Origin of the sequence: Acidocella sp. (assembly GCF_035535915.1) — a bacterium.
Classification (GTDB): domain Bacteria; phylum Pseudomonadota; class Alphaproteobacteria; order Acetobacterales; family Acetobacteraceae; genus Acidocella.
The window spans coordinates 1-14,324 of sequence record NZ_DATLPB010000047.1; the positions used below are offsets into that span (position 1 = coordinate 1).

Here is a 14,324-nt window from a genome sequence, read left to right on the forward strand (position 1 = left end):
AAAAGCGGCGCAAAAACTTTTTTGAAACTGGGCCCGTGGCGTTGAAACCACCACGGCCCAAAGTAAACGAAGTTTTTTTGCTACTTTTTGTTCACAAAAAGTAGACTTTTCTTTTTCTTTCTTTTCTTGCGGTCGCCTGCCGCCCATGGTTCCTTTGCGCCATGGTCAAGCTCGATAAAATTTACACGCGCGGCGGCGACAATGGCGAGACGTCGCTCGGCGATGGCGCGCGTGTCGCCAAATCCTCCGCCCGCGTCTCTGCCTATGGCGATGTGGACGAGGCCAATGCGGTCATTGGCTTGGTGCGGCTGCATGTCGCGGGGCCCGAAGATATCGTGTTGGCGCGGATCCAGAACGATCTGTTCGATTTGGGCGCGGATCTCTGCGTGCCGGTCAAGGAGGGGGAGCCCGCTTTGCGCGTGACCCAGCCGCAGGTGGATTGGCTGGAAGGACAGATTGACCGCATGAACGCCGAGTTGGCGCCGCTGCGCTCGTTCATCCTGCCGGGCGGCACGCCTGCCGCTTCGTTCCTGCACCAGGCCCGGACCGTGGTGCGGCGCGCCGAGCGGCTGGTGGTGGCGTTGCTGGCGCAGCCGGATGAGGCGGTGAACCGGCTGGTGCTGGTCTATCTCAATCGGCTCTCGGACCTGCTGTTCGTGATGTCCCGCTATGTCAACGGCAAAGGCACGCATGATGTGCTCTGGTCGCCCGCGGCGAATCGCGACGGCTGAGACCAACCCACCACTCCCTGTACGGCGCAAGCATGATCCGCATTTTGTACATGAGCGATCTGCACCTCGAGATGGAGCGCTGGCGGCTCAATGTGGTCGGCTGGACCGCTTTCATGGCCCGCCACCGCGCGGTCTCGCTGCATCCGCTGCGCGGGCCGATGATCGATGAGGCGGGATCCGTCGACCTGATTGTGCTGGCGGGGGACGTGCATCAAAGCGTGCGCGGCATCGTCTATGCCGATCGGCTTTCGCGGTTCATGCGTGCGCCGGCAATCTATGTCGCCGGCAATCATGAATTCTACCGCCAGAATATCGAGCGGGTTCTGCCCGCTCTGCACCGCGCTGCGGCGCGCACCGACGGGCGCGTCAGCTTTCTGGAGAACAACGTCGCCACCTTCAATTTTTCAGGGCAGCGCCTGCATGTTTTGGGATGCACGTTGTGGACCGATTACGATCTGTACGGCGACCCCGCCGGCGCAATGCAGACGGCCCGGCGGCGGATGAATGACTACGAGGCGATCCATGACGGCAAGCATGTTTTCGCGCCGGAAGATGCGCTGCGCCGGCATCTGGAGTCGCGCGTCTGGCTGCACAAGACCCTGGCCCAATTGCAGCGCTACGAGCCGGAGGCCCAGAGGCTCGTGGTCACCCATCATGCGCCGAGCGGGGCGGCGCTCGGCGAGCGCACGGGCGGGATCGGCCCTGCTTACGCCTCGGAATTGCTGCTGGAATTCGCGCCGCGCGCGCCGGCCGCCTGGATCCACGGGCACACGCATTTCCGGCACGAGAGCACGGAAGAGGGGATCCGCTTCATGTCCGCGCCGCGCGGCTATGTGCTGTATGACGGGGCGACGGTGCAGCAATATCAGCCGGGGATTTTGGAGCTTTAGAAAAAGTAAGTAAGTGGCCGCTTTTTGAAAAAAGCGGCGCAAAAACTTTTTTTATGCTGGGCTATGGGCTTTGTCAGAGACAACGCCCATAGCCCAGAGTCATAAAGTTTTTTTGCTACTTTTTGTTCACAAAAAGTAGCCTTCCTTTCTTCTCTGGCTCGGCATTGCGTGTTGCGGCGCGGAAACCTATCAGAGGCATCATGTCGAAACCGCACTACGTTCTCACGCTGTCCTGCCTCAACCGCCCCGGCATCGTTGCCGCCGTCACGAACTGCCTGTTCGAGCATGGCGCCGATATCCGCGAGGCGCAGCAATTCGACGATGCCGAGACGAAGAAATTCTTCGCCCGAATCGCGTTTGATCTGGCGGAGGGGGCCGGAATTTCCGCCTTGCATGACGGTTTGGCCCGCGTGGCGGAGACGCTGCAGCTGAGCTGGCGGGTCAGCGACCACCGGGTTCCGCGGCGGGTGCTGCTGCTGGTATCCAAATTCGACCATTGCCTGGTCGATCTTTTGTATCGATGGCGCATCGGCGAATTGCCGATGACCCCGACGGCCATCGTCTCCAACCATGGCGCGGAACATTATGAGGGGCTCGATTTCGGCGGCCTGCCTTTCCACCATCTGCCCATCACCAAGGAGACGAAGATGGAGCAGGAAGCCCAGATCTGGGCGCTGGTGAAAGAGACCGGTGCCGAGCTGGTGGTGCTGGCGCGCTACATGCAGGTGCTCTCCGACGCCTTGACGGCGAAGCTGGTGGGACGCTGCATCAACATTCATCATTCCTTCCTGCCCGGATTCAAAGGGGCGAAACCCTATCACCAGGCGCACGGGCGCGGCGTGAAACTGATCGGCGCCACGGCGCATTACGTCACGGCCGACCTGGATGAAGGGCCGATCATCGAGCAGGATGTGGAACGCATCAGCCATGCCGACACGCCGGACGATCTGGTCCGCAAGGGGCGGGACATCGAGCGCCGGGTGTTGGCTCGCGCGGTGCGCTACCATCTTGAGGACCGGGTGATCCTGAACGGCCGCAAGACCGTCGTGTTCGCGAATTAGAACCGAGCGCTTGGGCCGTGCTGGTTGCACCGCCACCGGCCCCGCATAACAAAAGTTTTTGCGCCGCTTTTTTCAAAAAGCGGCCGCTTGCTTGTTCTTTTGTTGACTTGGACAAGCCGGTTTCATAGCTCCCGCAGCGTCTCTTCGGAAAGGCATAAACAGTGGTGGCACAACTGATTGACGGCAAAGCCTTTGCGGCGCGGCAGTTGGCCGCGATCACCACCGAGGTCGCTTCGCTGCCTTTTCAACCGGGGCTTGCCGTGGTGCTGGTGGGCGATGACCCGGCCAGCCAGGTCTATGTGCGCAACAAGGCGCGGCAGACCGTGCAGGTGGGCATGCGCTCGTTCGAGCATCGGCTGGCCGGGGATATTTCCCAGGAGGAGCTGCGGCAACTGGTGGAACGGCTGAACGCCGATCCTGCGGTGCACGGCATTCTGGTGCAATTGCCGCTGCCCAAGCATCTCGACCCGGAACAGATCATCGCTGCGATCGACCCGGCCAAGGATGTCGACGGCCTGACCGTGACCAATGCCGGCCTGCTCGCCGCCGGCCAGTCGGGCCTGGTGCCCTGCACGCCGCTGGGCTGCATGCTGCTGCTGGAAGACGTGCTGGGCGATCTCACCGGGCTGCATGCCGTGGTGGTCGGCCGCTCCAATCTGGTCGGCAAGCCGATCGCGCAATTGCTGCTCGCGCGGAACTGCACCGTCACCATCGCCCATTCGCGCACCCGCAACCTGGCCGAATTATGCCGCAGCGCCGACATTCTGGTTGCCGCGGTCGGCCGCCCGGAAATGGTCAAGGGCGATTGGATCAAGCCGGGCGCGACGGTGATCGATGTCGGCATCAACCGCGTCAGCGGCGCGGATGGGAAATCCCGGCTGGTCGGCGATGTCGCCTTCGATGAAGCGAAGGATTTCGCGGGCCATCTGACGCCGGTGCCGGGCGGGGTCGGGCCGATGACCATTGCCTGTCTGCTCCGCAACACCTTGACCGCCGCGAAGCGGCAGCATCGTTATTCCGGTGCGTAAACATGTCTGGCGGTTTTAACGCGACTGTCATAAAATTGCGTGGGGATGGAGAGAAAAGAAATGACGGCGCGAGCCAAGAACAAGACCGCTGACAAGGCGGAGAGGCTGGAGGGCGATCTACCGGACCTTCTCAAGGACATCAGTCTGCCGGTCAACCTGTCCGAGGGGGCGGCGTCCGTGTCGGATCTGACGCTGGAGCAGGCCCTCGGCGTGCAAGTGCGGGCAATGCGCCGCCGACTCGGCATCACGGTCTCCGAGCTCGCGGCCTCGGCCGGACTGTCCGGCGGCATGCTGTCGAAAATCGAGAACGGCCAGATTTCTCCATCGCTTTCCAGCCTGCAGGCGCTGGCGAAAGCGCTCAACGTGCCGATCACGACATTCTTTTCCACCTTCGAGGAGCGGCGCGACTGTTCCTTCGTGCCGGCCGGCAACGGCGTGATCATTGAGCGGCGCGGCAGCCGGGTCGGGCACGAATACAGCCTGCTCGGACATGCCATGGGCGGCCAGATGGCGATCGAACCCTATCTCATCACCTTGCATGAGGGGGCGGCGCCCTATCCGGCCTTCCAGCATGTCGGGCGCGAGTTCATCTATATGCTGAGCGGCGAGGTGATGTATCGCCATGGCGACCAATCCTACCATCTGCGCCCCGGCGATGCGCTGCTGTTCGACTCCGCCGCCCCGCACGGGCCGGAAAAACTCCTGGTGCAGCCGATGAAATATCTGTCGATCATGAGCTATATGCGCGAGGCCAGTTAGAAGAAAGCAGCCGCTTTTAAAAAAGCGGCGCCGAAACCTCTGGTTATGCCGGGTTCCGAACGGGTTTAATCGGGAAAATATTCCACATGGGTTTCGGCGGTTCGGCCGAAGTAAAGTGCCCGGCGGCCTGAGAAAGAGACCATATAGCCGGCGCAACCGGCGGCGGCGACCTTTCGGCAAAAGCCGAGATAAGTATAGCCGGGTGCGAGTTGTTGCGCCTCCCGAATGGCGATTTGCACGCGCGCCGCGTCGAAGGCCGGGGCGATGGGAACATCGAGTTTGTGCATCGGCATGTCCACGCTGTCGCCGTCAGGCATGTAGTAGGTTGCAAGCGCGCGGCGAAGGTCGATGGCGTAGCCTTCGAACCCCTCCTGGATCAAGGTGCCGACGATTTGCGGAAAGGTCAGGCTGTCATCTTCGGCGCTTTTCAAGCAGGCTTTGGCGACAGATTTCTTGTGATGATCCATAGGGAGTCTCCAAGACGACAAAAAGAAGCCAAAAAACTTTGTTCACTTTGGGCCCGTGGTGGTTTCAACGCCACGGGCCCAGCGTAAACAAAAGTTTTTGCGCCGCTTTTTTCAAAAAGCGGCTGCTCTCTTTTTATAAAGCGGCTGCGCGCAATGCGGCCAAGCCTTGCTCGAGGTCGGCGATCAGATCGTCCGTATCTTCCAGCCCGATATGGAAGCGCGCGAGTTCGCCCTCGAACTTGCCGGTGCCGGCGGTGCGGCGGATCGTTCCCGTGGTCGGCAGCACCAGACTTTCGAACCCGCCCCAGCTTGCGCCGATGCCGAACAGGTTCAGCGCATCGATCATCGCCACCACGTCGGCGGCGGAAAAACGCGGTTGGAAGACCACGCTGAACAGGCTGCAGGCGCCCGTGAAATCGCGCTTGAAAATTTCGTGGCCGGGGCAGCCGGGCAAAGCCGGGTGCAGCACACGCGCCACTTCCGGTCGCGCGGAGAGCCATTTCGCCACGCGCAACCCCGCTTCCTCCTGGGCTTTGAGCCGTACGCCCAGCGTGCGCAGGCCGCGCAGAGCCAGCCAGCAATCATCCGGCGAGGCATAGGCGCCCATTTGCAGTGCGCCGTCGCGTAGCCAGGCCCAGTCCTCGTCGCTGTTCACCGTCACCGCGCCGAGGATGAGGTCCGAATGGCCGCCGATATATTTGGTCAGCGCCTGGATCGACACGTCCACCCCATGCGCGAAGGGCTGGAAGTTCAGCACCCCCCAGGTATTGTCCATGAACAGCTTTATGCCCGCTTCGTGGGCGAGCCCGGCGAGCATGGGGATGTCCTGAACCTCGAATGTGTGGCTGCCGGGGCTTTCGGTGAACAGGATGCGGGTATTGGGGCGCAGCTTCGGGCGCAAATCCGCCGCGCTGATCATTGGGTCGTAATATTCGGTGGTCACGCCGTAGCGGGCCAGCAGCCCGTCGCAGAAATTGCGCGTCGGGCCGTACACCGAATCCGGCACGAGCATGTGGTCGCCGGCGCGCAGATAGGCCAGCAACGGCACTGTCACCGCGGCGAGGCCTGAGCCGACCACCTGGCAATGGCTCCCACCCTCGATTTCCGCCACCGCTGCTTGCAAGGCGAAATGCGTGGCGTTGCCGTGTGTGCCGTAAATATCCACCGGTTCGCGGCGGCGCTGGCCGATGGCGAGCTTGCTCGCCACGTCCGGATAGAGAACGGTCGAGCCACGCACCAGTTGCGGGTTTACGTAGCCGTAGGATTTCGTGCCGTTGCGGCCGGCATGCACCAGCGCCGTATCGATTTTCTTAGCCATAGTGTCTCTTCAAACCTCGATCGGCGTGTCGTCGCGACCGCCCCATTCGGACCAGGAGCCGTCATATAGGGCACCTTGCGGCAGGCCGGCTACGGCCAGCCCCAGGGTCAGCACGGCTGCGGTGACGCCGGAGCCGCAGCTTGTCACGATCTTTTTGTCAGGCGTCACGCCGAGCCCGGCGAATTTCGCGCGCAGAATCGCCGCCGGCAGCATTTTTCCGTCCTGGAGCAATTCCGTGAAGGGCAGGGATTTCGCGCCGGGAATATGCCCGCTCTTCATGCCGGGGCGCGGTTCGGGCACGCTGCCATTGAACCGCCCGGCGGCGCGCGCATCCAACACCAGCTCGGCATGGCTGGCCAGATTGGCCTTCATCTGCGCGAGGTTGCGCACCAGGCCGGCGCGGAAGCCGGCGTGGAAATGGCCCGCAGCGGCAGGTGTCGGCGCGCCGGACGCGACCGCGCCGCCGGCCTCGACCCAGCCGGGCAGGCCGCCATCAAGGACCGACACATTGTCGTGGCCGAACACACGGAACATCCACCAGAGCCGCGCTGCGGAGAACAAACCACGCTGGTCATAGACGATGACATGATCGTTGTTGCTGATGCCCAGCGAAGCGACGGCATCGGCGAAAATCTCCGGTGTCGGCAGCATGTGCGGCAAAGGTGATGTGGCATCGACGATTTTGTCGATGTCGAAGAACCGGGCGCCTGGAATATGCGCCGCCTCGAACAGGGCAGCGGCGTCCTTGGCCTCATTCGGCAGGTAATAGGTTGCATCCAGCAGACGGATTGGGGAGCTGTCCGGCGCGGAAATCTGCGCTTGCAGCCAGGCGGGGGAGACCAGGTCCTGCATCAGCTGCGCGCCGCCGCGGCCAGAGCCCGCACGCGTTCCGCGGCGGTGGCGCCCTTGATGGCGTCGCGCCAGGCATTTTCCGAGACGCGCTGATGCGCCGCCACGGCGTCCTCGGCGCCGGTGATCATCGCCACGCCGGATTGCGCGGAGGGCAGGGAATCGGGCTGGAAGGGGTTGATCGCCAGAGTCGCGCGTTCGCGCGAACGCAGCAGGGTGAAGGGGCCGTTCGGCTCGCCGCTGGCCATCAGACCGAGCTGCAGGCCGATCGGTTCGCTTTCCATGAGGTTGGCGATCAGTTCCATCTCCCGCTGCGCGACGTCACGGGCGGCGTGACGCAGCCGCTCGCTGACCGGCACCGCGCCGGCAACGCCTTCGGCAAGGAATTTCTGGATCGAGCTGACGGTGAGGATGCCGATGATGGAGGGCTTGCGCGACGCGTACATGCGTTTTCGCGAAATCATCACATTCAGCAACTGTTCGGAGGCGGCGCGCGCCGCCGGCCGGTCGGCGCCCAAGGCCTCGGCCGCATCCTCGTAGATCTGCGCCAGCACGCTGTCATATTGGTCGGAGGAGATCAGGTAGCAGATCGGCCCGAATACCTGCAGGATCTGGTCGGACGTCTCCTCGATCTGGCGGATGCGCTCCATATAGCCGACCGGCTTGGAATAATATTCCACGCCGATGCCGAGCAGCGTCAGGGGCGATATTTTGAGAAGTTCCGCAAGACGGTTGACGGTGTCGAGTTTAATCACCTCACCCTTCTCGTAGCGGTACAGGGCGGCGCGGGAGACGCCGAGGCGCGCGGAAATTTCCTCGGCCTTGAGGCCGGATTCCATACGGTAGGCCCGTAATTGCTGACCGATCTCATTAAATCGCATTGATGTTGCTCCCCTTGCCACCCGGATCCGCCGCAGAATATCGCTCCGCCGAGGTGTGCCATCTCATAAATCGTCACGATGCATCCGCTGGTCACTTTATATACATGAAATGTCGCAAAAATCCAAAAAACATGTGGGTGGATGAGATTTCTTGCGCCGCCTAGGGCTCTTGCCGGCCGGACGCCTCATCAGGCATCACATGTCTATGAAATATGAACGGATCTTGCTGCTGGCCTTGGCCGTGGCGCTCGGCATCGGCTGTTTTCTCATTCTGCTGCCATTCCTACCGGCAATGCTCTGGGCCGGTATCCTGGTCTATTGCCTGTGGCCTCTCTACCTCAAGCTGTCGCGGTATATTCCGTCCAGCATTGCGGCGTTCCTGATCACCTTGGTGCTGGCGGCGATCATTCTGGTACCGTTGGTGCATCTGGCGCTGGTCGTTGCCCATGGGGCGCGGGACAATCGCGCCTGGGTGCAGGATCTCGTGCAGAATGGCCTGCCGCCGGCCCCCCCGATGTTGGCCCGGCTACCGCTGATTGGCGGCGTGCTCACGGATTTCTGGAACAATTCGGCGGATGATCTGGGCGGCGTCGCGAACTCGCTGCAGCCCGTACTCGGCACCGTGGCGCATTCAGGCATTCATTTGCTGTTCCAGCTGACGCATGGGCTCATCGGCATCGTCGTGGCGTTGTTCATCGCGTATTTTTTCTTTCTTACCGGTGCGGGTATCGTCGCCCGGATCCGGATGTTGCTGGTCCGGCTGATGAACGAAAACACCGCCGAGCATCTGCTCGTGCTGGTCGCCGGGACGGTGCGCGGGGTGGTGTTCGGCATCATCGGCACGGCGGCGCTGCAGGGCGTCTTGTACGCCATCGGGTTTGAGCTGATGCACGCGCCGCAAGCCTTGTTGCTGGCCTCGCTGGCGGGGCTTGTCTCCATCGTGCCGGCCGGCGCCATCATCGTCTATGTGCCGCTCTGCCTGTTTCTGCTGGCGGTAGGGCACCCGCTGCATGCGGTCGTGCTGGCGATCTATTGCTTCGGCGTTGTCGGCGGCGCGGATTCGGTGATCCGTCCGTGGCTGATCGCCAGGGGCGCGTCACTGCCCTATGCCCTCACGCTGCTGGGTGTGCTCGGTGGCGCAATCGCTTTTGGCGCCTTGGGCATATTTGTCGGCCCGGTTTTGCTGGTGCTCGGCCTGGCGGTGGCGGAAGAGTTTGCCGGTCAGCCGCGCGGGGCATGGCGCCAGCCTTAAGGAGAGGTGATTAGCCAAATCTTAACGATTTGGCTTCACAACAGGCTTATGACGCCAGCCATGTTGTTTTCCCCGCTGCCGCCAGCACGCACTGCCAAGCGTCGCGCCGCGGAAATGTCCGGCCGCCATGCCGAGCATGACGCCGCCGCCTATCTCGCGGCGCAAGGCTTTGTTCTCCTCGCGGAGCGTTTGCGCACGGGCGCGGGGGAGATCGATCTCGTCATGGCCGACCGGGACACGCTGTTGTTCGTCGAGGTCAAAGCCCGCGCCTCGCTGGCGGAAGCGGCCTACGCGGTGTCGCCGCGCCAGCAGGCCAGGCTGCTGGCCGCCGCCGGCGCCGCCATGGCGCAGCATCCCGAATGGGCCCGGAACGGCACCCGCTTCGACGTCATGTTGTTTGCCGGCGGCGCGTGCCAGCACATCGAGGACGCGGTCCGCTACCAGTAGGGCCGCTAGACTCGCCACTGCCGAGGTCGCCGATCGGTGCCGGTGCGGTTTCAACCCCACCGGCCCAGCATAACAAAAGTTTTTGCGCCGCTTTTTTCAAAAAGCGGCCACTTCCTACCCTCCGAACGCCGTCAGGAGCCGCGCATGCGCGCGGGTGCCGCGGTGGAAGCAGGCCAGCTCGAATTTTTCGTTCGGCGAGTGGATGCGGTCGTCGTCCAGCCCGAAGCCGGCCAGCAGCGTCTCCAGGCCCAGATGGGTCTTGAAGGCTTCCACCACCGGGATCGACCCGCCGCTGCCGACCAAAGCCGCCGGCTTGCCGAACTCCTCGGCCAAAGCCTGCCGCGCCGCTGTCATGAAGGGTGCGTTGAGGTCCACCGCAAAACCGGGGGCCGCGCCGGAGCGCTTGAACTCGGCCTTCGCGTCGGGGCGGAGCCGTTCGGTGACGAAACGCTCGAAATTGTCGAGGATTTTTGCCGGGTCCTGACCGGGGACGAGGCGGAAGGTCAGCTTCGCGGTCGCCTCCGCCGGGATCACGGTTTTCGTGCCGTCACCCTGATAGCCGCCATAGATGCCGTTAATCTCGGCGGTCGGCCGGGCCCAAAGCTGCGCCAACGGCGATTGTCCATGCTCACCGGCGGGATGATGCAGCCCGACATCGCCGAGGAACGCGGCCGCGTCGAAGCCCAACTGCTCCCAGGATCGCCGCACCGCCTCGGGCACCGGCGCCACGCCGTCATAGAAACCGGGAATACGGACACTGCCCTGGTCGTCCTGCAAATCGCCGAGCACGCGGGTCAGTGCGTTGATCGGGTTCCGCGCAAGGCCGCCGAACAAGCCGGAATGCAGGTCGCGCGATGCCGACTTGATCGTCACTTCGATTGCCGCGAGACCGCGCAACGAGGTGGTGATCGCCGGCGTCTCGAAATTCCACATATTGGTGTCGGCCACGAGCACGAAATCCGCGGCCAGCGCCTCTTTCTCGTTGGTCAGCAATTCGGCCAGCGAGGGGCTGCCGCATTCCTCCTCGCCCTCGAGCAGGACCGTCAAGCGCACCGGTAATTTGCCGTTGACCGCCAGATGCGCCCGGCAGGCCTCGAAGAAGCTCACCACCTGGCCTTTATCGTCCACCGCGCCGCGCCCGACGATGCGCTTGCCGCGCGGCCCGTCGACCTGCTGCGGCTCGAACGGATCGGACTCCCACAAATTCAGCGGATCGGCCGGTTGCACGTCATAATGGCCATAGAACAGCACATGCGGCGCATCGGGGCCGGCGCCGTGATGCGTGGCGATCACGCCCGGCAGCCCCGCGGTTTCCGACAGCCGGGCGGCGAACCCCATCTCGGCCAGCGTGTCGCGCGCCCAAACGGCTGCCTTGCGGCAATCACCCGCATGCGCCGGCTGGGCGCTGATGCTGGGAATGCGCAGCAGGCTGAACAGCCGTTGCAAGGAGGCGTCGAGATGGTCGTCGATATGCCGCAGAATCTGTTCCATAGGCCCATCTGGGCGCAGCCCGGGTGAAAAAGCAATGAGGCTTGATCTGGAGGAGAAACTCGCCGAAAGACGCATGGATCATGGAATTGACGCTGTTCAACACCCGCACGCGGGGCAAGGAAATTTTCCGCCCCATCGATCCGGCCAATGTGCGGGTCTATCTCTGCGGCCCCACCGTGTACGACCGGGCGCATATCGGCAATGCCCGCAATGTCGTGATGTTCGACATCCTGGTGCGGCTGCTGCGCAAGCTCTACCCGCGCGTGACCTATGTGCGGAACATCACCGACATCGACGACAAGATCAACGCGAGAGCCAAAGAGCGCGGGGTGTCGATCGAGGAGGTCACCGAAGGGCCGATCCGCTATTACCATGAGGATATGGGCGCGCTTTACGCCTTGCCGCCGGACATCGAGCCGCGCGCGACCGACCATCTGAAAGAGATCATCGACATCATCCAGCGCCTGCTCGCCAACGGCAACGCTTATGTGGCCGAGGGGCACGTGATGTTCGCGGTGGCCTCGGACGCGGATTACGGCAAGTTTTCCGGCCGCAGTCTGGAGGATCTGATCGCCGGGGCGCGGGTCGAGGTGGCGCCGTACAAGCGCGATCCCGGCGATTTCGTGCTGTGGAAACCCTCCTCCGACGATCTGCCGGGCTGGGACAGCCCCTGGGGCCGTGGCCGCCCCGGCTGGCATATCGAATGCTCGGCGATGTCCTGGAAGCATCTGGGCGAGAATTTCGACATTCATGGCGGCGGCGACGACCTGATCTTCCCGCACCACGAGAATGAAATCGCCCAATCCTGCTGCGCGTTTCCCGGCTCCACCTTCGCCAATGTCTGGGTGCATAACCGGATGTTGCTGGTGAACGGCGAGAAGATGAGCAAATCGCTCGGCAATTTCCTGTTCCTGCACGACGTGCTGAAGCTCGCGCCGGGCGAGGCCGTGCGCTTCCTGCTGATGCGCTCGCATTATCGCTCGACGCTGGATTTTTCCGAGGCCGGCCTGTTGGAGGCGCGCAAGGAGCTGGACCGGTTTTATCGCGCCATCGGCAAAAATCCGGGCGTGGTTGCGGCGGCCACCGTACCGGAGAGCGTGCTTGCCCCGCTCTGCGACGATCTCAACACGCCCGGCGCGTTTGCCGCTTTGCACGCGCTCGCCGACGCCGCGATGGCGGAGGATAAGCAAGCAGCGGCCGGGCTTCTCGCCGCAGGGCAGGTGCTCGGCCTGTTCAATGTCGCGCCCGAGGCATGGTTCGGCGCGGGGATCGACCAGTCCGCCATCGACGCCCTGGTGGCGCAGCGCGTGGCCGCGCGCAAAAACAAGGATTTCGCGGAATCCGACCGGCTGCGCGCGGAAATCGCCAAGCATGGCGTGATCATCGAGGATGGCCCCGACGGCACTTACACGTTGCGCAAGGCATGAGCAGGGGCGGCGCAAAAACATGACCGGGCGGGATGGCGGCGCGGAGCTGGCGCCGATCGAGCCGTCGCCGGTGGTGATCCTGGTGCGGCCGCAAATGGCCGAGAATATCGGCGCGGTGGCGCGGGCCATGGGCAATGGCGGGCTGTTCCATCTGCGCCTGGTGGCGCCGCGGGACGGCTGGCCGTTGGAGCGTGCCTGGATCACCGGGTCCGGCGCGCACCGCATTCTCGACAATGCCGAGGTTTTTCCGACCGTCGCGGCTTCCGTGGCGGACCTGCACCGCGTGTTCGCGACTTGCCCGCGGCCGCGCCATATCATCAAGCCGGTGCTGACCGCCCGCGGCGGCGCCGCGGAGATCGTGGCGATCGGCGCGCGGGGCCTGCGCAGCGGCGTGCTGTTCGGCCCCGAGCGCACCGGGCTCGACAATGACGACATCGCCTGCGCCGACAGCCTGATCCGCTACGACCTCAATCCCGGCTTCATGTCGCTGAACCTCGCCCAGGCGGTGATGGTGTTCGGCTATGAATGGTGGCTGGCGCGGCAGGACGAACTGCCGATGCGCGCCTTGCAGACCAACGAAACCGCCCCGGCCACCAAGGGCGAACTCGACAATTTCATGGACCACCTGATCCGCGAATGCGACGCCTCGGGGTTCCTGAAAAACGAGCAGAAACGCCCCGGCATGGTGCGCAATCTGCGGCACTTCTTCACCCGCGGCGAAGTGACTCGCCAGGAGCTGAACACGCTGCACGGCATTGTCAGCGAGCTGGTAAGGGGGAGGAAGAAGTGAGGAAGGAAGCGGCCGCTTTTTGAAAAAAGCGGCGCAAAAACTTTCATTATGCTGGGCTACGGGCGTTGGCGCTGACGCAGCCTCAGGCCCAGCATAACAAAGTTTTTTTGCTACTTTTTGTTCACAAAAAATAGGTCTTTCTTTCCCTTACTCAATTTCCACCGTCACCGGCACATGGTCCGACGGCTGGGGCTTGCCGCGTTCATCCCGGCCGATGTGCACCGCGCTCAGGCGTTCGGCGATGCGTGGGGAGAGCAGCGCGTGGTCGATGCGCAGGCCGGAATTCCGGTCCCAGGCGCCGGCCTGGTAGTCCCAGAATGTGTAAAGCGTTTCCGTGGGGTGCAAGGCGCGCACGGCGTCGGTAAGCCCGGTCCAGATCAGCGCATTGAACGCCGCGCGGGTCTCGGGGCGGACCAGCGCGTCGGTCGCGGGCAGGGCCCGCGGCGCGAAATCGGCGTCGGTGGGGCACACATTATAGTCGCCGGCGAGCAGGAAATCCTGGTCGGCATCCATCAGGTTCTGCGCGTGGGCGCGTAAGGCGCCCATCCATTCCAGCTTGTAGGCGTAGCCGTCATCGCCGCGGGAATTGCCGTTGGGCAGGTACAGATTGCCGACCGACATGCCCTGGGCGCGGACTTCGATGAAGCGGGAATGCAAATCTGCCTCGCTCATGCCCGGCAGCTTGCGCACGCTCACCTCCGCCGGGATGCGGTGCAGGATGGCGACGCCATTGTAGGATTTCTGGCCGACGATGACGGACTCGTAGCCGAGCGCCTGGAAGGCGAGGGTGGGGAACTGGTGCTCCTCGCACTTGATCTCCTGCAGGAGCAGAAGGTCGGGCTGTTCGCGCGAGAGGAAATCCGCGACATGCGACTCGCGCGTGCGGACCGAGTTCACGTTCCAGGTGGTGATTTTCATGGATTTCGCCGCCAG

15 protein-coding genes are annotated in these 14,324 nt (G+C 63.4%); 9 read left to right on the forward strand and 6 right to left on the reverse strand.

The genetic code is table 11. The annotated features are described in order from the left end of the window. The first annotated feature begins 161 nt into the window (after positions 1-161). The 5 genes from VNC39_RS05760 to VNC39_RS05780 all read left to right on the forward strand — a co-directional run bounded on the left by VNC39_RS05760 (position 162) and on the right by VNC39_RS05780 (position 4,469). Positions 162-731 (forward strand): cob(I)yrinic acid a,c-diamide adenosyltransferase, encoded by a 570-nt coding sequence (locus VNC39_RS05760; RefSeq protein ID WP_325397086.1) that lies wholly within the window; start codon positions 162-164, stop codon positions 729-731. Between the two features lie 32 nt (positions 732-763). Next, complete coding sequence (locus VNC39_RS05765) at positions 764-1,621, forward strand: metallophosphoesterase (RefSeq protein WP_325397088.1); 858 nt, start codon at positions 764-766, stop codon at positions 1,619-1,621. 200 nt (positions 1,622-1,821) lie between these two features. Beyond that, the gene (gene purU / locus VNC39_RS05770) at positions 1,822-2,682 is read left to right on the forward strand and encodes a formyltetrahydrofolate deformylase (RefSeq protein ID WP_325397090.1); all 861 of its coding nucleotides are present in this window, start codon (positions 1,822-1,824) and stop codon (positions 2,680-2,682) included. Between the two features lie 164 nt (positions 2,683-2,846). Further along, a complete protein-coding gene (gene folD / locus VNC39_RS05775) occupies positions 2,847-3,710 on the forward strand; it encodes a bifunctional methylenetetrahydrofolate dehydrogenase/methenyltetrahydrofolate cyclohydrolase FolD (protein WP_325397092.1) in 864 nt (287 codons plus the stop codon). Positions 3,711-3,770: 60 nt separating this feature from the next. Then, positions 3,771-4,469 (forward strand): helix-turn-helix domain-containing protein, encoded by a 699-nt coding sequence (locus VNC39_RS05780; protein ID WP_325397094.1) that lies wholly within the window; start codon positions 3,771-3,773, stop codon positions 4,467-4,469. 65 nt (positions 4,470-4,534) lie between these two features. Here the strand turns inward: VNC39_RS05780 and VNC39_RS05785 are convergent, their stop codons facing one another. The 4 genes from VNC39_RS05785 to VNC39_RS05800 form a co-directional block, all read right to left on the reverse strand. Next, complete coding sequence (locus VNC39_RS05785) at positions 4,535-4,936, reverse strand: DUF1398 domain-containing protein (RefSeq protein ID WP_325397096.1); 402 nt, start codon at positions 4,934-4,936, stop codon at positions 4,535-4,537. 133 nt (positions 4,937-5,069) lie between these two features. Beyond that, complete coding sequence (metC, locus tag VNC39_RS05790; RefSeq protein ID WP_325397098.1) at positions 5,070-6,254, reverse strand: cystathionine beta-lyase; 1,185 nt, start codon at positions 6,252-6,254, stop codon at positions 5,070-5,072. A gap of 9 nt (positions 6,255-6,263) precedes the next feature. Further along, the gene (sseA, locus tag VNC39_RS05795; protein WP_325397100.1) at positions 6,264-7,106 is read right to left on the reverse strand and encodes a 3-mercaptopyruvate sulfurtransferase; all 843 of its coding nucleotides are present in this window, start codon (positions 7,104-7,106) and stop codon (positions 6,264-6,266) included. Next, positions 7,106-7,984, reverse strand: a complete 879-nt coding sequence (locus VNC39_RS05800) for a helix-turn-helix domain-containing protein (RefSeq protein WP_325397102.1) — start codon at positions 7,982-7,984, stop codon at positions 7,106-7,108. Before VNC39_RS05800 ends, sseA begins: the two co-directional genes overlap by 1 nt. Positions 7,985-8,183: 199 nt before the next feature. Here VNC39_RS05800 and VNC39_RS05805 point away from each other — a divergent pair, with 199 nt between their 5' ends. Both VNC39_RS05805 and VNC39_RS05810 read left to right on the forward strand, forming a co-directional pair. Then, positions 8,184-9,236, forward strand: coding sequence for an AI-2E family transporter (locus VNC39_RS05805; RefSeq protein WP_325397104.1), 1,053 nt, complete (start codon positions 8,184-8,186; stop codon positions 9,234-9,236). Positions 9,237-9,296: 60 nt separating this feature from the next. Beyond that, entirely contained in the window at positions 9,297-9,683 is a 387-nt protein-coding gene (locus VNC39_RS05810; RefSeq protein ID WP_325397106.1) for a YraN family protein, read from the forward strand. Positions 9,684-9,797: 114 nt separating this feature from the next. On the opposite strand, the gene VNC39_RS05815 is transcribed toward VNC39_RS05810, so the two are convergent. Then, complete coding sequence (locus VNC39_RS05815; protein ID WP_325397107.1) at positions 9,798-11,174, reverse strand: dipeptidase; 1,377 nt, start codon at positions 11,172-11,174, stop codon at positions 9,798-9,800. 80 nt (positions 11,175-11,254) lie between these two features. Here VNC39_RS05815 and cysS point away from each other — a divergent pair, with 80 nt between their 5' ends. Beyond that, the gene (cysS, locus tag VNC39_RS05820) at positions 11,255-12,601 is read left to right on the forward strand and encodes a cysteine--tRNA ligase (RefSeq protein ID WP_325397109.1); all 1,347 of its coding nucleotides are present in this window, start codon (positions 11,255-11,257) and stop codon (positions 12,599-12,601) included. A 19-nt stretch (positions 12,602-12,620) separates the two neighbouring features. Continuing rightward, positions 12,621-13,391, forward strand: a complete 771-nt coding sequence (locus VNC39_RS05825) for an RNA methyltransferase (protein ID WP_325397111.1) — start codon at positions 12,621-12,623, stop codon at positions 13,389-13,391. Between the two features lie 147 nt (positions 13,392-13,538). Here the strand turns inward: VNC39_RS05825 and VNC39_RS05830 are convergent, their stop codons facing one another. Beyond that, positions 13,539-14,309 (reverse strand): exodeoxyribonuclease III, encoded by a 771-nt coding sequence (locus VNC39_RS05830; RefSeq protein WP_325397113.1) that lies wholly within the window; start codon positions 14,307-14,309, stop codon positions 13,539-13,541. Positions 14,310-14,324 lie beyond the last annotated feature (15 nt).